The sequence below is a fragment of the Pseudomonas sp. GW704-F2 genome (assembly GCF_059423025.1).
The window spans coordinates 72,748-97,877 of sequence record NZ_JBWKXO010000007.1 but is presented as its reverse complement, the minus strand read 5'-3'; the positions used below and the strand labels follow the sequence as shown (position 1 = coordinate 97,877).

At 62.1% G+C, this 25,130-nt stretch carries 23 protein-coding genes; 10 read left to right on the top strand and 13 right to left on the bottom strand.

The genetic code is table 11. The features are described from left to right. The first annotated feature begins 89 nt into the window (after positions 1–89). Genes AC07W0_RS08230 through AC07W0_RS08220 form a run of 3 tightly spaced genes read left to right on the top strand, consistent with a single transcriptional unit; the run spans position 90 to position 1,718 of the window. On the top strand, positions 90–770 hold the full coding sequence (locus AC07W0_RS08230; RefSeq protein ID WP_017846107.1) for a class I SAM-dependent methyltransferase: 681 nt from the start codon (positions 90–92) through the stop codon (positions 768–770). 4 nt (positions 771–774) lie between these two features. Further along, on the top strand, positions 775–1,494 hold the full coding sequence (locus tag AC07W0_RS08225; protein WP_026139920.1) for a lipopolysaccharide kinase InaA family protein: 720 nt from the start codon (positions 775–777) through the stop codon (positions 1,492–1,494). Continuing rightward, a complete protein-coding gene (locus AC07W0_RS08220) occupies positions 1,491–1,718 on the top strand; it encodes a hypothetical protein (protein ID WP_017846105.1) in 228 nt (75 codons plus the stop codon). Before AC07W0_RS08225 ends, AC07W0_RS08220 begins: the two co-directional genes overlap by 4 nt. A 98-nt stretch (positions 1,719–1,816) precedes the next feature. Here the strand turns inward: AC07W0_RS08220 and AC07W0_RS08215 are convergent, their stop codons facing one another. From AC07W0_RS08215 to AC07W0_RS08205, 3 genes are read right to left on the bottom strand one after another with little or no spacing between them, the layout of a single operon-like run. Then, positions 1,817–2,914, bottom strand: coding sequence for a DUF1513 domain-containing protein (locus tag AC07W0_RS08215; protein ID WP_102617343.1), 1,098 nt, complete (start codon positions 2,912–2,914; stop codon positions 1,817–1,819). 2 nt (positions 2,915–2,916) lie between these two features. Further along, positions 2,917–3,981 carry an imelysin family protein gene (locus AC07W0_RS08210; RefSeq protein ID WP_017846103.1) on the bottom strand — a complete coding sequence of 355 codons (1,065 nt, stop codon included), beginning with the start codon at positions 3,979–3,981 and terminating at the stop codon, positions 2,917–2,919. Positions 3,982–4,012: 31 nt separating this feature from the next. Continuing rightward, a complete protein-coding gene (locus tag AC07W0_RS08205) occupies positions 4,013–5,440 on the bottom strand; it encodes a di-heme oxidoreductase family protein (protein WP_102617321.1) in 1,428 nt (475 codons plus the stop codon). A gap of 140 nt (positions 5,441–5,580) precedes the next feature. Here AC07W0_RS08205 and AC07W0_RS08200 point away from each other — a divergent pair, with 140 nt between their 5' ends. Continuing rightward, complete coding sequence (locus AC07W0_RS08200; RefSeq protein WP_102617322.1) at positions 5,581–6,144, top strand: nitroreductase family protein; 564 nt, start codon at positions 5,581–5,583, stop codon at positions 6,142–6,144. A 102-nt stretch (positions 6,145–6,246) separates the two neighbouring features. Here the strand turns inward: AC07W0_RS08200 and AC07W0_RS08195 are convergent, their stop codons facing one another. The 7 genes from AC07W0_RS08195 to gap all read right to left on the bottom strand — a co-directional run bounded on the left by AC07W0_RS08195 (position 6,247) and on the right by gap (position 15,267). Beyond that, the gene (locus AC07W0_RS08195; protein WP_102617323.1) at positions 6,247–8,385 is read right to left on the bottom strand and encodes a methyl-accepting chemotaxis protein; all 2,139 of its coding nucleotides are present in this window, start codon (positions 8,383–8,385) and stop codon (positions 6,247–6,249) included. A 135-nt stretch (positions 8,386–8,520) separates the two neighbouring features. After that, on the bottom strand, positions 8,521–8,922 hold the full coding sequence (locus AC07W0_RS08190) for a YbaN family protein (RefSeq protein WP_102617324.1): 402 nt from the start codon (positions 8,920–8,922) through the stop codon (positions 8,521–8,523). 158 nt (positions 8,923–9,080) lie between these two features. Then, on the bottom strand, positions 9,081–9,689 hold the full coding sequence (locus AC07W0_RS08185; RefSeq protein ID WP_046382224.1) for a biliverdin-producing heme oxygenase: 609 nt from the start codon (positions 9,687–9,689) through the stop codon (positions 9,081–9,083). 135 nt (positions 9,690–9,824) lie between these two features. After that, positions 9,825–12,389 carry a TonB-dependent receptor gene (locus tag AC07W0_RS08180; protein WP_102617325.1) on the bottom strand — a complete coding sequence of 855 codons (2,565 nt, stop codon included), beginning with the start codon at positions 12,387–12,389 and terminating at the stop codon, positions 9,825–9,827. 116 nt (positions 12,390–12,505) lie between these two features. Continuing rightward, positions 12,506–13,474 carry a FecR family protein gene (locus AC07W0_RS08175; RefSeq protein ID WP_102617326.1) on the bottom strand — a complete coding sequence of 323 codons (969 nt, stop codon included), beginning with the start codon at positions 13,472–13,474 and terminating at the stop codon, positions 12,506–12,508. 74 nt (positions 13,475–13,548) lie between these two features. Continuing rightward, entirely contained in the window at positions 13,549–14,067 is a 519-nt protein-coding gene (locus AC07W0_RS08170) for an RNA polymerase sigma factor (protein ID WP_017846095.1), read from the bottom strand. 198 nt (positions 14,068–14,265) lie between these two features. Continuing rightward, a complete protein-coding gene (gene gap / locus AC07W0_RS08165; RefSeq protein WP_046490029.1) occupies positions 14,266–15,267 on the bottom strand; it encodes a type I glyceraldehyde-3-phosphate dehydrogenase in 1,002 nt (333 codons plus the stop codon). A 221-nt stretch (positions 15,268–15,488) separates the two neighbouring features. Here gap and edd point away from each other — a divergent pair, with 221 nt between their 5' ends. From edd to AC07W0_RS08145, 4 genes are all read left to right on the top strand, one after another. Continuing rightward, the gene (gene edd, locus AC07W0_RS08160) at positions 15,489–17,315 is read left to right on the top strand and encodes a phosphogluconate dehydratase (protein ID WP_017846093.1); all 1,827 of its coding nucleotides are present in this window, start codon (positions 15,489–15,491) and stop codon (positions 17,313–17,315) included. Next, positions 17,312–18,268 (top strand): glucokinase, encoded by a 957-nt coding sequence (locus tag AC07W0_RS08155; protein WP_102617327.1) that lies wholly within the window; start codon positions 17,312–17,314, stop codon positions 18,266–18,268. Before edd ends, AC07W0_RS08155 begins: the two co-directional genes overlap by 4 nt. 137 nt (positions 18,269–18,405) lie before the next feature. Further along, complete coding sequence (locus tag AC07W0_RS08150) at positions 18,406–19,140, top strand: response regulator (protein ID WP_017846091.1); 735 nt, start codon at positions 18,406–18,408, stop codon at positions 19,138–19,140. Positions 19,141–19,171: 31 nt separating this feature from the next. Continuing rightward, on the top strand, positions 19,172–20,599 hold the full coding sequence (locus AC07W0_RS08145) for an ATP-binding protein (RefSeq protein ID WP_162231530.1): 1,428 nt from the start codon (positions 19,172–19,174) through the stop codon (positions 20,597–20,599). 130 nt (positions 20,600–20,729) lie between these two features. Here the strand turns inward: AC07W0_RS08145 and AC07W0_RS08140 are convergent, their stop codons facing one another. After that, positions 20,730–21,659 carry an AraC family transcriptional regulator gene (locus AC07W0_RS08140; RefSeq protein ID WP_017846089.1) on the bottom strand — a complete coding sequence of 310 codons (930 nt, stop codon included), beginning with the start codon at positions 21,657–21,659 and terminating at the stop codon, positions 20,730–20,732. Between the two features lie 327 nt (positions 21,660–21,986). Between AC07W0_RS08140 and AC07W0_RS08135 the strand changes: the two genes are divergently transcribed. After that, positions 21,987–22,328 (top strand): antibiotic biosynthesis monooxygenase family protein, encoded by a 342-nt coding sequence (locus AC07W0_RS08135; RefSeq protein WP_017846088.1) that lies wholly within the window; start codon positions 21,987–21,989, stop codon positions 22,326–22,328. Between the two features lie 41 nt (positions 22,329–22,369). Further along, positions 22,370–22,615: a hypothetical protein gene (locus tag AC07W0_RS08130; RefSeq protein WP_017846087.1), complete on the top strand. Its 246-nt coding sequence runs from the start codon at positions 22,370–22,372 to the stop codon at positions 22,613–22,615. 124 nt (positions 22,616–22,739) lie between these two features. Here AC07W0_RS08130 and AC07W0_RS08125 read toward each other — a convergent pair whose 3' ends face one another. Both AC07W0_RS08125 and AC07W0_RS08120 read right to left on the bottom strand, forming a co-directional pair. Further along, positions 22,740–23,372, bottom strand: a complete 633-nt coding sequence (locus AC07W0_RS08125; protein WP_102617328.1) for a flavin reductase family protein — start codon at positions 23,370–23,372, stop codon at positions 22,740–22,742. Positions 23,373–23,661: 289 nt separating this feature from the next. After that, positions 23,662–24,981: an MFS transporter gene (locus AC07W0_RS08120; protein ID WP_017846085.1), complete on the bottom strand. Its 1,320-nt coding sequence runs from the start codon at positions 24,979–24,981 to the stop codon at positions 23,662–23,664. Positions 24,982–25,130 lie beyond the last annotated feature (149 nt).

The following is a 25,130-nucleotide window of genomic DNA, read 5'->3' as shown; positions in this document are numbered from 1 at the left end:
CTGGACAGGACAAGTTTTTCACAACGAGTTGACCTATTGATCACAGTCTGCAACTTAAGGTCGTAGGCATCAGTAAACGGAGACGTAAGATGCCTACCCCGATCAAGCTCGAATTTTCCGATAAGTACGACGAAGAGCATGCGCAGAGTTATTTGCTCAAACATCAGGACAATTTAGCTCGCCGGCTGTCCCACAAACGTGACGAGCAGTTGGCGCGCGGTGCGTTGGCCATGGCCGGTGAACCTGGCCTGGTCTTGGACTTGCCTTGCGGGGCCGGGCGTTTCTGGCCGTTGCTGGCGGAAAAACCCAACCGGGTGATCATCGGCGCCGATAATTCGGAGTCGATGTTGAAGGTCGCGATGGTCGCCCAGCCGGCGGACGTGGTCAAACGGGTACGCCCTTTGCAGACATCCGCCTTTGATATCGATTTGCCTGATAACGCGGTCGACAGCATCTTCTGCATGCGCCTGATGCACCACATTGGTGAGCCTAAGCACCGCTTGGCGATATTGCAGGAGTTTCATCGTGTTACCCGCGACAGCGTGATCATCTCGCTGTGGGTGGATGGCAACTTCAAGGCCTGGAAACGCAAGCGTGCTGAAGTAAAACGTCGTAGGAAAGGTGAGCAGGAAGGTTACCAAAACCGGTTCGTGTTACCGGCTGCTACTGTCGAGGCAGAGTTTGAGCAGGCCGGTTTCCGTGTTCAGGAGTCCCTGGACTTCATTCCGCTCTACGCCATGTGGCGAGTATATGTATTGCGCAAGAGGTAACAGGATGGCAGTTGAGTGCGTAGCAGGCAGTCATGTAGCTCCCGAAGAGCGATTTGAGTATTTCTGGCGCCAGCAGGGCGAGTGGGTCGAAGAGCCTAATCGTCGGCGTGGCGGTGAAAGTGGCGTGCAGCGTGTGATGGGGCCCACCGGGCGTTTGCTCTACAGCAAACGTCAGACCGGGCATATCTACCGCAGTTGGCTGCATCCGTTTGGGCGCCCGACCGTGTTGCGCGAACGGGATGCTCTAAAAGGCCTGCGCGCGCTGAATGTGCGGGTGCCGGAGATGGTGTTCTGCGAGGCGCGTCGTGATCCGCAACACCAATGGAAAGCATTGTTGGTGACGGCTTCGCTGGACGGTTTCGACGAAATCGAAAAATGGTACGCCGCCGGTGGCCGTGAACAGTACGGCGAAGCGGTACACGAGCGTGTACTCAAAGAGGTGGCGGCGACATTGGCGCGCATGCACAAAGGTCGCTGGCAACACGGTTGCTTGTACATCAAGCATATCTTTGTGCGCGTTACGGGTGAGCCCGACTCGGCCAACGTGGAAGTCGCGCTGCTGGACTTCGAGAAATGCCGCCAGCGCCTGACCGCTTATCGAGCCGCCTCCCATGACATGCTGCAACTGCGCCGCCATTCGTCGTGGAGCGATGGCGACTGGGCAAAACTCAGCTACTTTTACGAGACGGCGTTTGGCAGCGCTATCAAGGGTTTAACCAAATGAAGCTAGAAATAGCTCGAGGTCTGTTTCTGGTCGGGGCGTTGGGCGTTGCTGCCCTGGCCCTGGCTGCATGGGAACAGCCTCGGACACAGGTCCTCAGTGCGGTGCAAGGCAGCGGGCAATGCCTGCTGCCGCGCATCGCCAAGGCGAATGCGACGGTCAAGCCCGATCATGACCTGCTGCTGTTCATGTTCGGGATGTCTCGAGGGGTGGGGCCACAAAGTTGAAACGATCAAAACCACCCAAAAAGGGCCTTGTGAGACGAGGCCCTTTTTTTTTCGCCAGCGATTTGCCCGTCGGGCGCAGCGCGGGCCGAGCCTGACCGTCAGACCAGATGCAGATGGTTATCCCAAAGCCCGGCTGGCAATTCCAACGGTGTTGCGCTCAGCTGTGCCTGGCGGCAGTCATAGAACCGGCAGCGCCCCTGGCCGGAGGTCACGACAAACCCGTCCGCCACCGCACCCACGCCCGCACAGTCCGGCAACGGCCCATCCAGGCGCAGCTCGCCGCTGTCGATGTGCCAGATAAACAAGCGGTTGCCGCGCGGTGCGGTCAACGCGACCAGGCGCAATTCGCTGTGTACCGCGACGCTGGCGGTGTAGTGCGCCATCGCCTGTAACTGCTCGTCGGCCACCGCAAACGCCATGAATGGCTGCCCCGGCCGCTTGATCGCAAGCAACTCGGAGCGCTCCTGGGACGGCCCCATGAACTGCTGCCCGGTGAGGATGGTGCCATCGCTGGCGATGCCCATATGGCGCACGCTATTCATCTGCTGGCCGAGGGTTTCCTTGCTGATCAGGCTGCCATCGCATTGCATCAGCACCAGGCTCGGTTCCATGGCGTTGAGGTTCATTTCCACGCGGCTTTCGGCTTCGGTGCGGATGCCGCCGTTGGCCACCACCAGGGTTTCGCCGTCGGGCATCCACGCCACCTGGTGCGGGCCGATGCCATGGGTGGAAATCTCGCCGCTATGCACCAGCCGTTCGCCTTCGAACCGGTACACCCCGAGCAGGCCACGGCCCGGATCGGAGGTGTCGTTTTCGGTGGCGTACAGCCAGTCGCCACTTTTATGGATTACCGCGTGGCCATAGAAGTGGCGGTTTGCATTCGCGGTGATGGTTTGCAGCAGCGCGCCATCACGCAGGTCGATCAGGTAACTCTCGGTGCCTGGGCGACGGGCGACAAACAGCGCGATCGGCAGCGTCGGGTGGTTGATGATGTCGTGGCAGCGCTGGCCGACCTGGGTGGCGAACACCCGCTGGCCGTCCAGGCGATAACCGACAGCATAGTGTTTGCCGTCTGCATCATCCCGCGCCGAGAGCAGCAGCGGGCCCTTGTCTTTCTGCTTGAACAACGTCCAACCGCCCAGCGTGAGTGCGCCGAGCAACGCGCTGCCAATGGCCAAAGCCTGTCGCCTGAGCATCATCAGTCACCGTCGTTGGCGTTGAAGCCCAGTTGGATGCCCAGCGCCTTGGCCAGCTCGCCTTCGTGCAGGCGGTGGACGACGTTGAGACTGTCGTAGAGATCGTTGAGCTGCTGGCGTCCGGCGTCATCGCCGAGCAATTCGTTGAGGGTGCGCTGGTTGCTGGCGAACAGTTTCAGGGATGCGGCATAGGCGGCGTCGATCTTCTCGGCCAGGGCCTTTTGATCGGCCGGCAACAAGCCACGCAGGCCTTTGTTGTCGACGCCGACCCACACGGTCTGGGCCGCGGCAAGGCTGGCTTCCAGGCTTCGCAGGGACGACTGGCTGCGCCACGCGTCGGCCTGGAACGGCTGCGGGATGCCCTTGGTCTGGCGGCCCATCGGCGTGCCGAGTTTTTTCTTCAGGGTGTCCAGTGCGGTCACTTGTACGCGCAGCAGGTCGGCAATGGCCTCGTGGGAATCAGCGTAGCGCTGGTTGGGAAACTTGCTCATCTGCGCGAGCATGCCGTCGGTGCTGTTCCAACTGGCCAGGATCTCTTCGGCCAGGGCTTTCTGGCGCTCGCCGATGGCCGTCAGCAGCGGGCAGTAGCGGGCTTTCTGGGCGGCGTCGGCGATATCGGTCTTGGCGTCGTAGAGGATGTATTCATAGGCCGACAGGCCCTGCACCACTACGCTGGATTTGGCCAGGGCGGCCGCATCGATCTGCGGCTGGGCGGCGACCAGTTGCTCGACCTGGCGACCCACCAGGTTTTTCTTGTCCGGCCAGAACTGCACCTGCCACGAACGGTTACCCTCGGCCAGCGGGCCGATCAGCAGCGGTTGCAGTTCGGCCCAGGCTTTTTGGGCGTGAAGGAAGTCGGCGCGAGCGGTGTCCAGGCTTTCCTTGCCCTGGCAGTACGCCAGGGCGCTGACGGCCAGTTGACGGTCGGCTTCCACCCAGCGGCTGTAGGTCGGCAAGATCACTTGCTTGGCGATGGCGGCCGAGGTCACCGCTTGCGGGTCTTGCGGCGAGCAGGCACCGAGCGCGAGGGCGGCCAGGCTGGTGAACAACAACTTGGGACGGAACATGTCGAGCTCCCTTCTGTAAGTGGGGCGAAGCTTATAAAGAGTTCAGGAACGCCAGCAGTGCAGCGCGCTGCTCGGCATTGAAGGACAACACATGCTGCTGCGCCGCTTGTGCTTCACCGCCGTGCCAGAGCACGGCTTCCAGCAGGTTGCGGGCGCGGCCGTCATGCAAGAACTGGGTGTGGCCACTGACGGTTTGCGTCAGGCCGATGCCCCACAACGGTGGCGTGCGCCAGTCGCGGCCACTGGCCTTGAATTCGGTGCGGTGGTCGGCCAGGCCGTCGCCCATGTCATGCAACAGCAGGTCGCTGTAGGGGCGAATCACCTGGTTGGCCAGTTCAGGTTCGGCAGCATTGGCCGCCGTGGTGAACGACGGCGTATGACACCCCTGGCAACCGGCCTGGTAGAACAGGTTCTTCCCGGTCAGCACCTGTGGTGCGTCGACGTCGCGGCGCACGGGCACCGCCAGGTTGCGGGTATAGAACAGCACCAGGCGCAGGATGTTATCGCTGACTTCCTGCTCGCCATCGGGGCCATTGCCGTTGGGCGCCTGTTTGCAGGCGACCTGGGCGTCGGTGCAGTCATCGACGGGTCTCAGCGACGTGGTGAGGCCCATATCCCCCGAAAACGCGTGAACGTTCTGTTGATTGAGGTTGGGTTGCCCGGCTTTCCAGCCGAAGCGTCCGAGCACGGCTTTTTGCCGGGCGTCATCCCAGACCCAGTTCGCGCGGCCGACGATGGCGTCTTTGTCGGCGGTCTTCGGGTCGGTGTTGCGCAGGATATCTGCGTCGGCAATCGCTTCGAGCAGGCCCAGGCCGATCATCGGCGGGGCGATGCGTGCGGAGAAGCGCGTGTCCGGGTGCATCGGGCCGTAACCGAGTTGGGTGATCTGCAGGTTGGGCTTGCGCAGTTCGACGACGCTGCCGTCCGTGAACGTGACGTTGACCGGCGTGTAGTCGACCCGCACCTTGCCCTCCGGCGCCACGCCGGGTACGGCCATGTCCTGCAACTGCCCACCGTAGACCGGCTCGGGCACTACGCCGAGTTGCTCGATGAGCTTGGCATACGGCGGCGCATCCGGGATCGACAGGCGCACCAGCATCGACACGGCGTTCTGCGCGTCGGCCAGTGGCGGGTGGCCACGGCCGTCCTTGATATGGCAGTTCTGGCAGGCATTGGTGTTGAACAGCGGCCCCAGGCCGTCGCGCGCGGTGGTGGTGGAAGGCGCGATCACCCAGGGGCTGCGAAAGAAACTGTTGCCGACGCTGAAATCCAGGCGGCGGGTTGGCGACAGGTTGGCCGAGGGCAGGGAAAAGGCGTTCTGGCCGTGTTTGTTCACCGTCGTTGCCCCGCCGGCCCGCGCTTCCCCCGGCTCAGCCTGGGTAAACCGGGGGGCGTCATCGCAGGCAACCAGGCTCATGGCCATCAGTCCTGCAGACAGGCGAAGAAGCGAACGGAGCATCGAGTTTCCTGAGCAAAGGCGGAAAATAAGGTCGCAAAGTCTAACAGGGCGGGGCGGTTTGAATAAGAGCAATTATCGTTTGATGGCATCCCGGTCCATTCCCGCTAGAATGACCGCACATTTTTTTCTGGAGGTGGCCAATGCAGGCTCTCGACGCTTTGCTCAACCGTGTTTCCGTGCCGCGCCTGCTGGAACCGGCACCGACCCAGGAGCAGCGTGATGTGCTGTTCGCCGCGGCCATGCGTGCGCCCGACCACGGCCAGTTGCGTCCTTGGCGGTTCCTCACCGTGGAAGGCGCGGCCCGTGAGCAGATGGGCACGTTGCTGGTCGAAGCCGCCCGCCTGCAAGACCCCGACGCGCCGCAGGCCGTCCTCGACAAGGCCCAGAACGGCCCGTTGCGCGCGCCGCTGGTCGTAGTGGTGATTGCCCGCCAGCAGGAACACTTCAAGGTGCCGAAATCCGAGCAGTTGCTGGCGGCGGCTTGTGCCGCCCATGGCATCCTGCTGGCGGCCTATGCCCAGGGGATTGGCGCGGAGTGGCGCACCGGGGACTTGTCCTACTCGGCCCATGTGGCCAAGGGGCTGGGACTGAAAGAGGGCGAGGAAGTCATTGGCTTCCTCTACCTGGGCACCCCGCAGAACCCGCCGCGTACCGCGCCGAAAGAGGATGTGGCGGCGTTTGTCACGGCCTGGACCGGCCTGTAGGAGCGAGCTTGCTCGCGAAAAACTCAAGGGCACCGCGTTCATCCAGGATGCACGCGTGATCGTTGACGTTCTTCGCGAGCAAGCTCGCTCCTACAGTGTTGTTTACACCCTGAACTGATCCATCAGTTTCATCTGCTGGCTGGCCAGTGCATTGAGTTGGCTGCTGATTGCCGCCGATTCCGTAGCCTGGCCGGTGAGGGTTTCGGTCACGGTGCGGATCGCCGACACATTGCGGTTGACCTCTTCGGCCACTGCGCTCTGTTGTTCGGCGGCGCTGGCGATCTGCAGGTTCATGTCGCTGATCACCGTCACTGCGTCGCTGATCTTGCCCAGCGCCTGCACGGCCTGATGGATCTGCCCGGCATTGCTCTGGGCCTGCTGTTGGCTCGAATGCATGGTCGCCACCACGCCACGGGTGCCGCTCTGGATGCGTTCGATCACCTGGCGGATTTCCTCCACCGAATCCTGGGTGCGCTTGGCCAGGTTGCGTACTTCGTCGGCCACTACCGCAAACCCGCGCCCGCTTTCCCCGGCGCGTGCCGCTTCGATGGCGGCGTTGAGCGCCAGCAGGTTGGTCTGCTCGGCAATGCTGCGGATCACTTCCAGCACTGAACCGATCTGCTCGCTGTTGACGGCCAGTGCTTCGACTTCGCTCACGGCCTTGCTGACTTCGTCGGCGAGGGTGGTGATATCGCGGGTGCTCTGCTCGATGATCGACATGCCTTCGCGCGCCGACTGATCGGCCCCGCGCGCCGCGCTGGCGGCGTTGGAGGCGCTGTTGGCGACGTCATGGGCGGTGGCGCTCATTTCATTGGACGCCGTGGCCACCTGGTCGATCTCGCGGAACTGCACCTGCATGCCTTCGCTGGTCTGGCGTGCAATGGCCGAAGACTGGTCCGCCGTGCCACGGGCTTCGCTGATGCTTTGCTTGATCTGCGCGATGGTCGGTTGCAGCTTGTCGAGGAAACGGTTGAACCAGGTCACCAGTTCGCCCAGCTCGTCTTTCTTGGAGTAGGCCAGGCGCTGGGTGAGGTCGCCGTCGCCGCTGGCGATGTCCTTGAGCATGGCGGCCACGCTGTTGATCGGCCGGGTCACGCCGGTGGCGGTCAGCCAGACCAGCAGCAGGCCGAGCAATGCGGCGACGGCCGCGACCAGCAAGGCCTTGAGCGTGCCGCTGGCCTGAGCCTTGTCGAGTACGGCTTGCAGCTTGACGTTGTCGGCCAGCAGTACGGCCTTGGGCAGCTTGATCACTATGCCCCAGGACTTGGCGTCGGCAAGCGGTTTGAGCGGGTACACCGCGCGAATGGTGTTTTCCTGTTCGAGAATCGTGCGGTTGTCGCTGCCCAGCAGTTGCACGATCTCTTTGCCTTCGGCGCCCAGGGTGTCGATCAGGTTCTTGCCGACCTTGGCCGGTTCGCCACTGTAGGCGGCGATCAAACCGGTGCTGGAGATAATCTCCAACTGCGCCATACCGTTGAACAGGTCTTTCTGTGCAACATCGGTGCTGGCTTGCAAGGCATTGAGGGCAATGTCGACGCCCAGGACGCCGATGAGTTTGCCGTCTACCAGCAACGGCAGGGCGATGGTGGTCATCAATACAGTCTTGCCGCCCACCGTGTCTTCATACGGGTCCAGCAGGCAAGCGCGACGGGTGTCCCGTGGGCAGGTGTACCAGATGTTGTAGGGGGTGCCGTTGAGGTTGAGGGTGGTTTTGTTCAGGTCCTCTTCGACCATGATGGTGTTCAAGCCTTCGCCGCCGGCGCGGCTCCAGTAGCTGGAGAAACGGCCTTTATCGTTGGAGACACGCGCCTTGTCGTCGATAAACTCACTGTCCTTGCCATCCAGCGCATTGGGCTCGAACGACATCCAGATCCCCAGCACCTTGCTGTTGCGTTCAAACGCGGTTTTCAGGCTCTGGTTGAGTTCTTCACGCAGCGCGCCCGGTTCGAGGGAGCGCTTGGCGGCCAGGGTACGCAGGTCTTTGACCTGGTCGGCGAGGGCGGTCAGCGCCACCAGGCTGTCGCCGAAGGTTCGCTGCAGTTGCACCGCCTGTTCGGCAGCCTTGGCTTGCAGCAGTTGTTGCACACTGGCGGTGAGCATCCGTGAGCTTGAGTCGCTGACCAGCGCATTGTTCTGCGCGGTATTGTAAATATTCATGCCGACCACCAGCGCAATCACTCCCAGCAGGCAGAGGCCGGACAGCAGCAAGATTTTCAAGCGGATGGAGAGGGTATCGAACATAGGTTCACTCACGGATGGGCTTGTTGGTATGCGAGCTGGGCCAAGTCCATTCGGCGCCTTATCCGGAGCATCGGCGCAGCCAGGGGTTTCATGAGAGGGAGGCGATGAACGGTAGGAAAACGCCTACATCCCGCGCTATACGGGGCGTGCGAGCCGTTCCGGGCGGGACCATATCCACAGGTTGCCCAGGCTCATTCCGGCGATGGTCAGGTAGATCGGCCAGCCGTGATCGAGCGTCAGCAGCATCAGTAGGGCACAGAACAGCATGCTGACGGTCGCGCTGATTTTGGCGCGGCGCGCGATGATCTTGCCGTTGCGCCAGTTGAACAGGATCGGCCCGAACAGGCGGTGTTTTTCCAGCCAGGCGCTGAGGCGCGGCGAGCTTTTGGTGGCGGCCCAGGCAGCCAGCAGGATGAATTCGGTGGTGGGCAAACCCGGCACGACAATCGCCACCAACCCGATACCCAGGCTGACGTAGGCCAGCAGGCCGAAGAGGAGCCGGGCGATTCTCGAGGTGGATGGGGATTTGCCGGTCATGGGTGTGTGCAAGTCGGGGAAAACAATTATTCAGCTTGGCATGAGATCCAAGTGTGGGGGGCGTGTCAGCCACCACTTTCATGGCTGACCCACCCCTATCGGGAGCAAGTCGAATCGTCGCACCGCCCCTCCCACCGATTACGCATTTCAATCGAATATCAGGCCAGCTCAGGGGCGGTAGCGTATGCCTGTTCGAGCAACACCGTGAAGCGCATAAACGCATTGAGCGCACCTTTTTCCACATCGGCTTCTTCTTCGGCGCTGAATTCCAGGCCGTCGAGGGTGCGGGTGAAGCGCTTCCAGCCGTCGGCGCGGCCGCCGGCCGGCTCGCCGAGGTGGCGGGCGCCGAAGGTTTCGCTCAGGCCCAGGGCCACGGCGCGCTTGATCAGGAACGCCGCGCCCAGCTTCGAGCCTTCGGAGACGAACAACCAGCCCAGGGCTTCGGCTTGGCTCGGGTTCTGCACGGCGCCGGGGACGGCGGCCGGCACGTCAGTGTCCAGGTCGGCCAGGTCCAGCCTGGCGGCGTCGGCGCGGCAGCGCTCGGCCAGGTCGGGGACGATCTTGATCAGCGCGGCATCGTTGTACAGCGCCACCAGTTCCGATTGGAACAGGTACTGCGCCACCACGAAGCGCGCGAAGTTGGGCTGGGTTTCAAACGGCGCGTGCGCCTTGACTAGCGCATCGAGCCGGGTGTGCGGCTCGCTGGTGATCTGGTTCAGGCGCTGGGAGCGCAGGCTTGGGCGTTCTGCGGAAGGCGAAGCGGTCATGACAAAGTCCTTGTGAAGGGAGCGCCGTGTTGCCCTGAGGCATGGCTGGGCGGTTAGTAACTAGACGAACAAGAAGACGCGGCACAGTAAAAAATCCTCACCTCGCCGGTGATTGATTCCGGCGAGGCGGATTGATCAGATGTCCCAGATCACATTGATCGCAAAGTTGCGACCGGGCTGGGTCAGGCGGTCGAGGTTGGCCGGGCCGGTGACACCGGCTTCGCCGACGCTGTCGTAGCTGCGCACGTCATCCCAGTTCCAGTACTTCTTGTCGGTCAGGTTGTAGAGGCCGGCGTTGAGGGTCACATCGCGGGTGACTTTATAGAAGCCGGTCAGGTCGAGGATGCCGAAGCCTGGGGTCTTGAACGGGCCGTTGGCGCTGTCGCCGTCGGGCGCGAAGAAGGTCTTGCTGTCGACACGGTCTTGTTTCTTCACCAGGGTCCAGCTCAGCAGGCCACCGTAGTTGTCCTGTTCGTAACCCAGGCCGAATACGCCTTTGAGTGGGTTGACGCTGTTCAGCGGCTCGCCGCTGTCGTCGTTGCGCCCGTAGGCGTAGGCAATCGACCCCTGGGTATACAGGCCCTGAGGCGCCCCGAAGGCGTCGAGGTTCAAGCGGCCCTTGGCTTCCGCGCCCTTGATGGTTGCGCGCTTGATATTGACGGCCTGGAACTGTTCGACGGTGCCGCCGACGACCGCGTTGTCTTCGTCGATAAAATCGCGGTATTTGTTGTAAAACACCGCGATGTCGAAGGAGCCTGCGGCGAACTTGCCGCGAATCCCGGTTTCGATGCCTTTGCTGGTTTCCGGCTTGAGGTTGGGGTTGGGCTCGACGGTGTAGCCCAGGTTCAGGTTTTCAAAACGTCCGTACAGCGCCTTGACCGAGGGCGTGCGGAAGCCTTCGGCGTATTGGCCAAACAGGGTGTAGTGATCGGTCAGGGCATACGTCAGGCCAAACTTGGGGGTGACACGGTGCCAGGTTTTTTCCTTGTCGCTCACCGGGTATTGGCCGGTCGGGTTGACGGTACTGAGGAACGCTTGGGTCAGCTTGGGTTTGAGCTGGGTGTAGTCATAACGCAGGCTGGGCAGGAAGGTCCATTTGTCCCAGGCGATCTGGTCCTGGGCAAACAACGAATAGGTGTTGATGGTCGGGTCGGGGAAGTCGCTGGCCTTCTTCACGCTGTCGCTGGCCGTTGGGCTGGGCGCGCCAATGGCTGTGCAACCGGCGCCGACGGCGAGGCAAGTAGCTGCGCCCTCGCGGGAGCCGGTGACTTTCTGCTGCTTGAGCGTGGTGCCGTAGGTCACTTGGTGATCGGTTTCGCCGAGGCTGAATGCCTTGTCCAGCTGGGCATCGAATACCCACTGTTTTTCTTCGTAAAGCGTGTCGCGGGTGCGCAATACCCGACGGCCGGCCTGGTAGATTTCTGCGGTGCTCTGGTCGGTCTTAGCGATCTGGTAATTGAGACTGGTCTTGATGCGATCGGTCACGGGCGAGTCGAGGGCGAAGGTGTTTTCCAGGCCAAAACGTTCGCGGGTGATGGTGTCGTTGCCCCGGCGGTCACGGTAGAGATTGAAACCTTGACCACCGACGAACGGGCCACCCACGGCATTCTTCAGGTTGACGTCGCGATCGTCCTTGTACTTCTCGTAAGTCAGGCCCAGACGGTTGTCATCGCCATAGTTCCAGCCCAGTTTGGCCAACACGTTGGTGGTGCGCGCCTCCTCGGGGTTGGCGCCGGTGCGGGCCAGGCCGGTGGCGTTGTTGCCGTCGTAGGCTTCGGTTTCATGGCCGTTGCGCTGGCTCAGGTGCAACAAGCCGTCAACGTCCTGTACGCGGCCGGCGACGGTGGCGGAGGTCAGCCAGCTCTCGTCGGCGGAGCTGTAGCCGGTCTTGAGGCGGGCGCCGACGTCCTGGCCGGGTTTGATGATGTCGTCCGGGTCGAGGGTGAAATAGCTCACCGCGCCGCCGATGGCGCTGCTGCCGTACAGGGCCGACGCCGGGCCGCGCAGGATTTCCACGCGCTTGACGATTTCCGGGTCGACGTAGTTGCGACGGGTCTTGGCGTAGGGGCCGTTGAAGAAGTTGTCCGGCACTTCCACGCCATCGACCTGGGTGAGGATGCGGTCGCCGTCGATACCGCGAATGTTGTAGCCCGCATTGCCGGCACGGGTGCCGGCGCCACCGACCGAGACGCCCGGCTCGTAACGCACCAGCTCGCGGATCGTGTTGACGTTCTGGCGGTCCAGCGTTTGGCGATCATGCACGCTGACGGTGTTCGGTACGCTGTTGACGTCCTGCTCGTTACGGGTGGCGCTGATGGTCACCTGTTGCAGGTTGAGGACACCGCCGGCAGCGCGCTTTTCCAGGACGATGTTGCTGTTGCCGAGTTTGCGGTAGCCCAGGTTGGTCCCCACCAACAAGCGCTCCAGGGCTTTTTCCGGCGACAGCGCACCGCGCACGCCAGGGGACGACACGCCCTGGCCCAGCTCCGCCGGCAGGCCGACTTGCCAGCCGGTCACGGCGGTGAAGGCATTGAGTGCCGAAACCAGTGGCTGCTGTTCGATGCTGAAGCTGTAGTTGCCGTGGCTGCGGGCGGTCGGTTCGGCGGCGGCGGCCGTCAGCGGGGTACCGGCCAGCAGGAGGGCGGCGGTCAGCAAGGACAGCACGGGTGAAGAAGACCGGCGATTGAAACGAGAGGACATCGAGAGCGCTCCGGAAGTACGAGTCTTATAGTTGCGCACTGGTTCAAATAGGAATCAGTTGCATTGGCTAAGACGAGACGTACAGCCGAGGTCTATCGAGTAAAAATAATTCTCATTTAGTTCAGGATCACCAAGGCCGGGTATTCAGAGAGCTTGGCCGAGGTGATGTGGGCCAGGGAACGCACTACGTCCAACGGTTGGTCGAGGCGGTAGTTGCCGGTGACGGCGACGCTGGCGAGTTGGTCGTTGGTGTTGACGATCCAGCCGGGGTAGTAGCGGCGCAATTCGGCGAGCACTTCGCTCATCGGGCGGTTTTCGAAGATCAGCCGGCCCTGGACCCAGGCCAGGTCCTTGTTGGCGTCGAGCCTGGCGGGTTGACCGAAGCCCTTGGGACCGATGCGGATGCTTTGCCCAGCGCTCAGGCGCACGCGGGCATCGTCGAAGGTGTTGCTCAGGTCGACGTCGCCGCGCTGCACCTGCACCTGCGCTTCGCCGTTGAGGTAGCGCACGGCGAACGCGGTGTCGCGCACGCTGGCGCGCACCGGGCCGGCGTCGACTTCCAGGGGCAGGCCGCGGTTGGGCGTTACCTCGAAAAACGCTTCGCCTTGGTAGAGGCGGGCGATGCGCTGGTGATCCCGGGTGGTGCTGGAGAACGCCGAATCGGTGTTCAACAGGACGTTCGAGCCCTCATCCAATTGCAGGCGCTGGCGCTCACCCACCACGGTGAGGTGGTCAGCTTGCAGGCGTACCGGCAGGTTGCTGAAGCTGAACAGCCCGAGCATCAACACGGCGGCGGTGGCCAGTGGTTTCCAATGCGGTTTGATACGGCGCCAGGCCCTGGGTTTGCGCGGTGCGGCCAGCGCAACGGCGGCGCTGTGGACGGGCGCCCCGCCCCAGGCGGCCTGGGCTTTGCCGAAGGCCTGGACGCGCGCCGGGTCGCCGGCCAGCCAGGCTTCGAATGCGGCCTGCTGCCCGGGTTGCGGGCACTGCAGGGCGATCAGCCAGTCGAGGGCCTGGTCCATCGCCGGGTCTTGCAACACCTCATGAGCCAGCGCGTGGGGGCGCAGTTTATTCGGGTCGGTCACGGTGTGCCTCGGGTCTTCGCCACGTTCTATTTATCTTTCCTACAGCCTGGGTCGACATTTCTGTCGGGTGAAGCTTAAGGCTGATCCAGCCGTTCGGCCACACCTACACAGATGGCCATGATCAATTTCAGTTCCTTTTGCACCGTGCTCAAGGACACTTCCAATTGATCGGCAATCTCCTGGTAGCTGCAACCATGCAGGCGGCTGAGGATGAAAATCCGTTGCTGGCGGGCACTCAATTGGCCGAGGCTGATGCTCAGGTGCTCAAGCAGTTGCTCGGCCTGGGTCGCGTCTTCGGGCGTGCTGATGGGGGCGGCGACGCTTTGCAGGACGTCCAGCGGGACATCTTCCTGCAGTGTGCGCGCCTGTATCCTGCGTGAACGCAAGTGATCCAGCGCGAGGTTGCGCGCGGTCTGGTAGACGAAGGGTTCGAGGTGATCGATCGGCCGCTCGCCCAGGGCCCGGGTCACGCGCAGGTAGGTTTCCTGCAACAGGTCCTCGGCGGTGCTGTGGTTGTTCACCATCCGCTGCAAGGTGCGTAGCAGAATCACCCGTTGGGTGAGAAAGACTTGGTTGAAGCGAGATTGGCTCACAGCGATACCGGACCGATTTGTAGTTAATGATAATGCGTATCATCAGCACAAATGGCAAGTGGCTGTTTCTCTGGGCCTCTACCTATCAAATGTGGGAGCGGCTTGCTCCCGATTACGGAATGTCAGTCAACACATGCATGACTGATACACCGCCATCGGGAGCAAGTCGAACCGTCGAACCGCCCCTCCCACAAAAGATTATTCGGCGTTGCAGAGCGCCAGGCAGTTGTCCAGCATGCGGTTGGAGAAGCCCCACTCGTTGTCGTACCAGGCCAGCACTTTCAGCAGTTTGCCGCTGGACTTGGTGTGGTTGGCGTCGAAGATCGACGACAGCGGGTTGTGGTTGAAGTCACTGGAAACCAGCGGCAGGGTGTTGTAGCCGAGGATCTTCGAGTGCTGGCTGGCTTCCTTGAGCAGCGCGTTGACTTCCTCGGCAGTAGCGTCTTTCTTCAACTGCACGGTCAGGTCCACCAGCGATACGTTGATCACCGGCACCCGCACGGCCATGCCGGTCAGCTTGCCCGCCAGTTCCGGCAGCACCAGGCCGACCGCTTCGGCGGCGCCGGTCTTGCTCGGGATCATGTTCTGGGTGGCCGAGCGCGCGCGGTAGGGGTCGGTGTGGTAGACGTCGGTCAGGTTCTGGTCGTTGGTGTAGGCATGGATGGTGGTCATCAGGCCGCTTTCGATGCCCAGCTCGCGGTGCAGCACCTGGGCCACGGGTGCCAGGCAGTTGGTGGTGCAGGAAGCGTTGGAGATGATCTGGTGGGATTGACGCAAAATGTCATGATTTACCCCGTAGACCACGGTGGCATCCGCGCCTTTGGCCGGGGCAGAGATGATCACCTTGCGCGCGCCGGCGCTAATATGGGCAGCAGCCTTGGCCCGGTCGGTGAACAGGCCGGTGCATTCGAACACCACGTCGATATTGTGCGCAGCCCAGGGCAGGTCGGCCGGGTTGCGAATGGCGCTGACGGCGATCCGGTCACCATTGACGGTCAGGCTTTCCTGATCGTGTGCGACCTCTGCATCGAAAGTACCGTGGACGGTGTCGTATTTGAGCAGGTGGGCATTGATCGAGCTGTCGCCCAAGTCATTGATCGCGACGATCTGCAAATCCTGGCGATAGCCTTGGGTATACAGTGCGCGCAGGACATTGCGGCCGATACGGCCAAAACCATTGATTGCGATTCGAAGAGTCATTGGAGAGTGCCTGTCGTCGATTTGTTGTAAGAATTACAAGATTATTCGCATAAAAATAGAAAACAAGCCTTTTTAGTGGCAATATTTTGTTCAATCTACAACGAGTGACCTGAATCAACTGGTCCGATGATCCAAGCGACTCTCTGCCATCCCATGTGCCGCGGGCGTTTGATCAGCATAGACACTCAGGTCGCCACATCCGTTAGCCTGGAGTTCTACACATGCATCCCCGCGTTCTTGAGGTCACCGAACGGCTTATCGCCCGCAGTCGTGCAACCCGTGAGGCTTACCTTGCGCTCATTCGCGGCGCCGCCAGCGACGGCCCGATGCGCGGCAAGCTGCAATGCGCCAACTTTGCCCACGGCGTGGCCGGTTGCGGCACCGAAGATAAAAATAGTCTGCGTATGATGAATGCCGCCAACGTGGCAATTGTTTCGTCATATAACGACATGCTCTCGGCGCACCAGCCGTATGAACATTTCCCGGACCAGATCAAAAAAGCCCTGCGCGAAGTCGGCTCGGTCGGCCAGTTCGCCGGCGGCACGCCCGCCATGTGCGACGGCGTGACCCAAGGCGAGCCGGGCATGGAGCTGAGCCTGCTCAGCCGTGAAGTCATCGCCATGTCCACGGCGGTAGCGCTGTCCCACAACATGTTCGACGCTGCGCTGATGTTGGGCATCTGCGACAAGATCGTCCCCGGCCTGATGATGGGCGCCCTGCGCTACGGCCATCTGCCGATGATCTTCGTTCCTGGCGGGCCAATGCCGTCGGGCATCTCCAACAAGCAGAAGGCCGACGTGCGCCAGCGCTACGCCGAAGGCAAGGCCAGCCGCGAAGAGCTGCTGGAGTCGGAGATGAAGTCCTACCACAGCCCCGGCACCTGCACCTTCTATGGCACCGCCAATACCAACCAGTTGCTGATGGAAGTGATGGGCCTGCATTTGCCCGGCGCCTCGTTCGTCAACCCGTACACGCCGCTGCGTGACGCGCTGACCCGCGAAGCCGCGCATCAGGTCACGCGCCTGACCAAGGCCAACGGCAACTTCACGCCGATCGGCGAGATCGTCGACGAAAAATCCATCGTCAACGCCATCGTCGCGCTCAACGCTACCGGCGGTTCCACCAACCACACCTTGCACATGCCGGCCATCGCCATGTCGGCGGGGATCATCCTGACCTGGCAAGACATGGCCGACCTCTCCGAGGTGGTGCCGACCCTGTCCCACGTCTATCCAAACGGCAAAGCCGACATCAACCACTTCCAGGCGGCGGGCGGCATGTCGTTCCTGATTCGTGAACTGCTCGAAGCCGGCCTGCTTCACGAAGACGTCAACACCGTGGCCGGCAAAGGCCTGAGCCGCTACATCCAGGAACCGTTCCTGGTCGACGGCGAGCTGATCTGGCGCGACGGCCCGATCGAAAGCCTCGACGAAGCCATCCTGCGCCCGGTGGCCCGTGCGTTCTCGCCCGAAGGTGGCTTGCGCGTGATGCAAGGCAACCTCGGCCGTGGCGTGATGAAAGTCTCCGCCGTGGCCCCCGAGCACCAGGTCGTCGAAGCCCCGGCCGTGGTGTTCCAGGACCAGCAAGATCTGGCCGATGCGTTCAAGGCCGGCCAGTTGGAAAAAGACTTTGTCGCGGTGATGCGCTTCCAGGGGCCGCGCTCCAACGGCATGCCCGAATTGCACAAGATGACGCCGTTCCTTGGCGTGTTGCAGGACCGTGGCTTCAAAGTGGCGCTGGTAACGGACGGGCGCATGTCCGGCGCGTCGGGTAAGATCCCCGCCGCGATCCATGTCAACCCCGAAGCCCAGAGCGGCGGGCCGCTGGCACGGGTGCGCGATGGCGATATCATTCGTGTGGATGGTGTCAAAGGCACCTTGGAGCTTAAGGTGGACGCCGAAGAATTTGCAGCGCGCACACCTGCCACGGGCCTGTTGGGCAATAACGTGGGGGCCGGTCGCGAGCTGTTTGCATTTATGCGCTTGGCCGCAAGCTCTGCAGAGCAAGGCGCCAGCGCCTTTACCTGTGCCTTGGAGACGCTTAAGTGAAGCTTGCGCTGGTCGGTGATATTGGCGGTACCAACGCCCGGTTTGCGTTGTGGCGGGATCAGGCACTGCATTCGATCCGGGTGCAGGCCACCGCGGATCATAAAAGCCCTGAGGACGCGATCAAGGTCTACCTCAAGGAAGAAGGCCTGGCGATCGGCGACATCGGCGCGGTGTGCCTGTCGGTGGCCGGGCCGGTGAGCGGTGATGAATTTAAATTCACCAACAACCACTGGCGCCTGAGTAAGACTGCGTTTTGCAACACCTTGCAGGTGGATGAATTGCTGCTGGTCAATGACTTCTCGGCCATGGCCCTGGGCATGACCCGCTTGAAGCCCGACGAATTCCGCGTGGTCTGCCCTGGCACGCCGGAACCGTTGCGCCCGGCGGTGGTGATCGGTCCGGGCACCGGTCTGGGCGTCGGCACCTTGCTCGACCTGGGCGGCGGCCGTTGGGTCGCGTTGCCGGGGGAGGGCGGCCATGTCGACCTGCCCCTGAGCAGCCCGCGGGAAGCCCAGCTGTGGCAGCACATTTACAATGAGATCGGCCATGTCAGCGCCGAAAGCGCCTTGAGTGGTGCAGGTTTGCCACGGGTGTATCGGGCGATCTGTGCGGTGGATGGTCACTCGCCGGTGCTGGATACGCCAGAAGCGATCACGGCGGCAGGCCTGGCCGGCGACCCGGTGGCGATGGAAGTGTTGAACCAGTTCAGTATCTGGCTGGGCCGCGTAGCCGGTAACAACGTCCTGACCACCGGCGCACGGGGCGGTGTGTATATCGTCGGCGGGGTGATTCCGCGGTTTGCCGACTTCTTTATCCACAGCGATTTTGCCAAGAGCTTCAGTGACAAAGGCTGCATGAGCGACTACTTCAAGGGCATTCCGGTATGGCTGGTGACGGCGCCGTATTCCGGGTTGACCGGGGCGGGTGTGGCGCTTGAACAGGCATTCGCGTAGGCAGTGATCGCGCCATCGGGGGCAAGCCCCCTCCCACACTTGGAATGCATTCCAAATGTGGGAGGGGGCTTGCCCCCGATGAGGCCCTGATGAACAACAGATGACTCAAGTTTGGCCATAACAACAAGGAGGACCCCGTGAGCGTAATCAGTAAATCGATTCTCCTCGTCGACGACGACCAGGAAATCCGCGAATTGCTGCAAACCTACCTCAGTCGCGCCGGTTTCCAGGTGCGTGGCGTGCCGGACGGTGCGGGGTTCCGTCAGGCGATGGACGAGGCGCCGTGCGACCTGGTCATCCTCGATGTGATGTTGCCGGACGAAGACGGCTTCAGCCTGTGTCGCTGGATTCGCCAGCACCCGCGCCAGGCGCAGGTGCCGATCATCATGCTCACCGCCAGTTCCGACGAAGCCGACCGTGTGATCGGCCTGGAGCTGGGCGCCGACGACTACATCGGCAAGCCTTTCAGCCCCCGCGAGTTGCAGGCGCGGATCAAGGCACTGTTGCGCCGCTGCCAGTTCGGCCAGGAGCGCGGCGGCAATGGCGAGGTGTTGGTGTTCGATGAATGGCGCCTGGACACGATCAGCCACCGACTGTTTCACGTCGACGGTGAAGAGGTGATCCTCTCCGGGGCCGACTTTGCCCTGCTCAAGCTGTTTCTCGACCACCCGCAACAGATCCTCGACCGCGACACCATCGGCAACGCCACCCGTGGCCGCGACCTGATGCCGCTCGACCGGATCGTCGACATGGCCGTCAGCCGTCTGCGCCAACGCCTGCGCGACACGGAAAAACCGCCGAGGCTGATCCGCACCGTGCGCGGCAGCGGTTATCAACTGGCAGCCAGCGTGGTTGCCGGCAGTGTCCACTGAACACCTGAGCGAACGTCGCCGCCGCTTCCCGGTGCCGCGCTCGCTGCTCGGGCGCATGCTCCTGCTGACGCTGCTCGCGGTGCTGTTCGCTCAGGCGCTGTCCAGCGTGATCTGGGTCTCGCAATTGCGCGCCACCCAGCTCGAAGGCCTGGTCACCAGCGCCCGCAGCCTGGCGCATTCGATGACCGCCAGCGTGAGCTATTTCCGTTCGTTGCCGGTGGCTTACCGCCCGTTGGTCCTCGACCAATTGCGCAGCATGGGCGGCACACGGTTTGTGGTGACGCTCAACGACCGCCCGCTGGACATGGCGATCTTGCCGCAGACCCCGCGCAAGCAAGCGGTGCTCAAGGCGGTCGATGAAGTGTTGCGCCAGACCTTGGGCGCCGATGTGCATATCTCGGTGGAATTCGTCAGCGCCGAAGACCTGCGCATCTTCAATGCCGGGTTGAAACTCGATGAGCTGCCACGCTCCTGGGCGCATTACGCGCTGACCCTGGAACCGGTGAACCCGCCCGTGCTGGTCACCCAGATCCAACTCGCCCCTGGCGAATGGCTGTACATCGCCTCGCTGTTGCCCGAGCCGTACACCAGCCTTGAAGAACAAGGCCTGCCGTCGCAGCAAGTGTGGTTTATCGTGCTGACCAGCGGCTTTTTGCTGCTGTTCATCGGCCTGTTGGTCCACTGGCAGAGCCGGCCGCTCAAGCGCTTGGCGCGGGCGGCGCGGGACATGTCGCTGGGCGCCGACGTGGAGCCGGTGGCCGAAGGCGGCGGCAGTGAAGTGGTCGAAGTAGGGCGCGCATTCAATGCCATGCGCGAACGCATCAGCCGTTACCTCACCGAACGCAGCCAGTTGTTCAGTGCAATTTCCCACGACTTGCGCACACCAATCACACGCCTGCGCCTGCGGGTTGAATTGCTTGAAGATGAAAACCTGCAAACCAAATTCGGCCGCGACCTGGACGAGTTGGAGTTGCTGGTCAAAGGCGCGCTGCAATGCGTGAAAGACACCGACATCCACGAAAACATCGAGCCGGTGGACCTCAACCATGTGCTCGACTGCCTGGTGGAACCGTACCTGGCGCCCAACGGCAACGGCCGCGTGACCCAGCATGGGCGCGCGTTGGCGCCGTACCCGGGCAAGCCGCTGGCGCTCAAGCGCTGCATCGGCAACCTGATCGACAACGCATTGAAGTACGGGCAGAACGCCCATTTGCATATCGAGGACGATGGCGCGGAGTTCATCCTGCACGTCGACGACGAAGGCCCCGGCGTGCCGGAACAGCGCCTGGAGCAAGTCTTCGAACCGCACTTCCGCCTCGCCGGCCAGCAGCAGGGCTACGGCCTGGGCCTGGGCATCGCGCGCAACATAGCGCACAGCCATGGCGGCGAAGTGAGTTTGCAGAATTTGCGCGAGGGTGGTTTGCGGGTCACCCTGCAACTGCCCCGAACCCTCGACTAAGCAGCGCCGCCGATCAAATGTGGGAGGGAGCTTGCTCCCGATAGCGGTGCAACAGTCAGCTTATCTTTAGCTGACTCACTGCCATCGGGAGCAAGTCGAACCACCCCTCCCACATCTGATCGGCAGTGAATCACACGCTCTGACGCAACCTGGCCAAATCCCGCAGCGGCGGCGCACCAAACAGCCGGCTGTATTCGCGGCTGAACTGCGACGGGCTTTCATACCCCACCCGATACCCCGCCGCGGAGGCTTCCAGACCTTCGGCAAGCATCAGCCGCCGCGCTTCCTGCAAGCGCAATTGCTTCTGGTATTGCAGCGGGCTCATCGCGGTGATGGCCTTGAAGCGGTGGTGCAAGGTCGAGACGCTCAGGTTCACTTCCCTGGCCAGGTCATCGATGCGCAGCGGTTGTTCGTAGTTGCCATTGAGCCATTTGATCGCCTGGCTGACCCGATGACTCTGACTGTTGGCCACGGCGATTTCATACAGCCGGTAACCCTGCGGCCCACGTAACAAGCGGTAGAGAATTTCACGGCTGATCAACGGCGCCAGCATCGCTATGTCTTTGGGCGAATCGAGCAAGCGCGTCAAGCGCAGTACGGCGTCGAGCAGTTGGTTGTCGAGGCGGTCGACGTACATCCCACGCGCAGTCGGGCGCGATGGCACGCCCATCGGCCCGGCTTCTGCGATCAGGGCGGTGAGCTGCGCCGGGTCGATGTTGATGCGGATCGACAGGTTGGGGTCTTGCTCGGTGGCATCGATGATCCGCCCGGCCACGGGCATCGACACCGAAAACACCAGGTAATTGAGCGGGTCATAGGCGAAGATTTCATCGGCCAGGCGCACCTCCTTGCGGCCATTGGCCAGGATGCACAAGGCGGGCTCCACCAGCACCGGGCTGAAGTCGCGCGGGGTGTTGTGGCGGTTCAGGAACAGTGACGTGATCGCCGTACCGTAGGAGCCGTCTTCCCAGGTATGCCGACGCACGATGCTGGCCAGTTCGGCGCGCTGTTTTTCCATCTCGGCATCGAGGGGCACGGGCTTAGGTTCGGGCGACGACATAGGGCGTCCTCTGCAGGCTTCTTTGATGGGCTCAGCTTAGCGGTGGCGGTGCAAACCGTGTTATGTCGATTCTGCACAATCCTTGCCTGATCCTGCGAAGCTGCGTGAATCAGGCAAGCGCGGCGGCTGTCACGTCCCTGAAACAAGGCGTTTGCCGGTGGAATAAAACCGGCGGGCAATCGTCCTGTCTACGCTTTTCGCAGGATTGTGCAATAAGCCGGCAGGAATCGACTAACCGCGCCTCGACCCGCGCCGTTATCTTTGATCCTGTGGCAACACACCCTCACAGTGCTTGCCGAGCATCACTTCTCAACGGGAGAGTCGAACATGTCCACCCCCATTCCCGCGAGCCATATGGCCTTTATCCGCGCCCGTAGCGGCTGCAGCACCGAACTCGGTGCTCGTTTGAGCAGTTTGATCGAACCGGGCCGTCAGGCTCAGGGTTGCCTGCAATTTTCGTTGCAGCATTCCCAGGTCGACCCCGATGTCTGGCTGGTCTCGGGCCTCTGGAGCAGCGAGCAGGCGATGAGTGCCTACTTCAACTCGCCAGCCCTGATGATCTTCACCGAGCTGTTGAACGACGCAGTCGTGCGCAGCATGGACTTCCAGACCTTCACCGATGCATCCGCCGCCAATGCTTACGGCGAGTACCTGCAACTCGCCGGTTAGGGTTTAGAATGGCCGACTTTCCATTGGCCAGGACCTGCAACATGGCACGTAAACAATTTGCCCACCACGAAGCCGTTTCCGCCGTAGTACCGGGCGAAGGGGGCTACAGCGCCGCCGTCGCCGTCAAGGCACTCGATGGCATGGGCGCACCGCAGTTTCACAAGATCCTGGATGGACAGAAGTTCAAGACGGCATCCGATGCCGATGATGCGGCGACGCTGCACCTTGAGTTGTTGACCGACGTCGACGCAGAAGGTCAGTTGACCTGGGCGACTGCCACAAACTAACGCACGCCGCTGATCTAATGTGGGAGGGGGCTTGCCCCCGATGGAGGTGTGTCAGTCAGCCTATCTGTAGCTGAAACACCGCTATCGGGGGCAAGCCCCCTCCCACATTTTTATTGCATTGCAGTCAGGCTTGGGTGGCGCCTGGGCGATACATTTTGAACAGCGCCTCGGGGCCCAGTTGGAAGTAATCCGCCGGGCCGCCGCCACGCAGGATCGGCTCGGCGGCGGCGGTGTCGTAGATCCCATCCTTGAGCAGCCACTTGGCAATATGCACCGCGACCACCTCGCCCAGCACCAGCCAGCTGGGTACCAGCACATGGTCGGCACGCTGCAGCTGAATGATCTGCGTGACCTTGCACTCGAACGCCACCGGGCTCTCGCCCACCCGCGGCACGCCGACGATCTTCGAGGCCATCGGCGTCAGGCCGGACAACTCGAACTCATTCACCTGCGGCGGCACGGCGGCACAGCTCTGGTTCATCTGCTCGGCCAACGGACGGGTGGCCAGGTTCCACACAAACTCGCCGGTCTGTTCGATGTTGTTCAGGCTGTCTTTGCGCCCGACACTGGAAAACCCGATGATCGGCGGAATGTAGTTGAACGCATTGAAGAAACTGTAGGGCGCCAGGTTCAGGTGGCCCTCACTGTCGTGGGACGAAATCCAACCGATCGGTCGCGGGCCGACGATGGCGTTGAACGGGTCATGGGGCAGGCCGTGGCCCTTGGCGGGTTCGTAGTAGTAGCTGTCGTCAGACATGGCTGGGATTCCTGCTGCGCTTTTCTGAGAGGCCGTCATAGTGCAAGCCATGGCGGCGAATTTCCATCGGCCTTATGGGATTTTCATTCAGCGCCCACCTATTTTTCACAGCGTCCCGTTCAGTCTGCGCGCGCGGTCGACACCCCCTATAAGTCGGCCCAGAGTTGTCCTGGTTCCACATGTGAGAGGGGGCTTGCTCCCGATGGCGGTGGGTCAGCTTGAGACAAGTTGACTGATACACCGCGATCGGGAGCGAGCCCCCTCCCACATTCGTGACTGCGTTCGGCGGTTAGTTCGTGGTGATCCGCGAGTGCTTGCGGGTGTCTTTCATGGTCACGTAGACCACCAACGACACCGCGATACATGCGGTCACGTACCAGTAGTAGCCGGTTTCCATGCCGATGCTCTTGAACCACAGCGCGATGTATTCAGCGGTGCCGCCGAAGATCGATACGGTCAGCGCATACGGCAGGCCCACGCCCAGCGCGCGGATTTCGGTGGGGAACAGCTCAGCCTTCACCACCGCGTTGATCGAGGTGTAGCCGCTGACGATGATCAGCGCCGCCATGATCAGGAAGAACGCGCCCCACCAGGTCTGGATGGTGTGCAGGGTGGTCAGGATCGGCACGGTGAACAGCGTGCCGAGGATGCCGAAGGCGATCAGGATCGGACGGCGGCCGACTTTGTCCGACAGCGTACCGACCAGGGGTTGCAGGCACATGAACAGAAACAGCGTCGCCGCCGAGATGGTGGTGGAGTCGGAAATGCTCATGCCGACGGTGTTCACCAGGTACTTCTGCATGTAGGTGGTGTAGGTGTAGAAGGCCAGGGTGCCGCCCATGGTCAGGCCGACCACGGTCATCAGTTCCTTGGGGTGGCGCATCAAGGTACGCATTGCGCTTTCCTTGGCTTTTTCCTTCTTGGTGAACGACTCGGTTTCTTCCATGCCGCGACGCAGGTACAGCGCGACCACTGCACACAGGGCGCCGATGGCGAACGGGATACGCCAGCCCCAATCGTAGAGTTGCTCGGTGGTGAGCACTTGTTGCAGCACGATCAGCACCGCCAGGGCTATGAGCTGGCCGGAGATCAGGGTCACGTACTGGAAGCTGGAGAAGAAACCGCGACGCTCCTTGGTCGCCATTTCACTCAGGTAAGTGGCCGAGGTGCCGTATTCGCCACCCACCGACAAGCCTTGCAGCAGACGGGCGAACACCAGCAGGATCGGTGCGCCGACGCCGATGGTTTCATAACCCGGGCTCAGGGCGATGATCAGCGAGCCGAAGCACATCAGCAGCACCGAGGCCATCAACGCGGCCTTGCGACCGGCGCGGTCGGCATACAGGCCCATCAGCCAGCCGCCGATCGGGCGCATCAGGAAGCCCACGGCGAAGATCGCAGCGGTGTTGAGCAGTTGGGCGGTGGTGTCGCCTTTCGGGAAGAAGGCTTTGGCGAAGTACAGTGAGAACGCCGCATAGACGTACCAGTCGTACCACTCGACCATGTTGCCGACCGATCCGCTGAAGATCGATTTGATGCGGCTGGTGGTGGTGCGTTCTTTCGCCGGCGCAGCCGCCGACCCCAGAGGCAAAGTATTGGAGTTATCCATTGAAGGAACCTTCAGATAGTTGTTTTTATGGAGCGTGCCTGAGCACAGCCTGACTGGGGCTATAGCAGGAGCTGTGCCAGGTGGGGGAAGGCCCGATCTAGAAGGGTTTGCAGCTTTTTTTGAGCGGAAAGCCGCCGATGGTTCTGGGG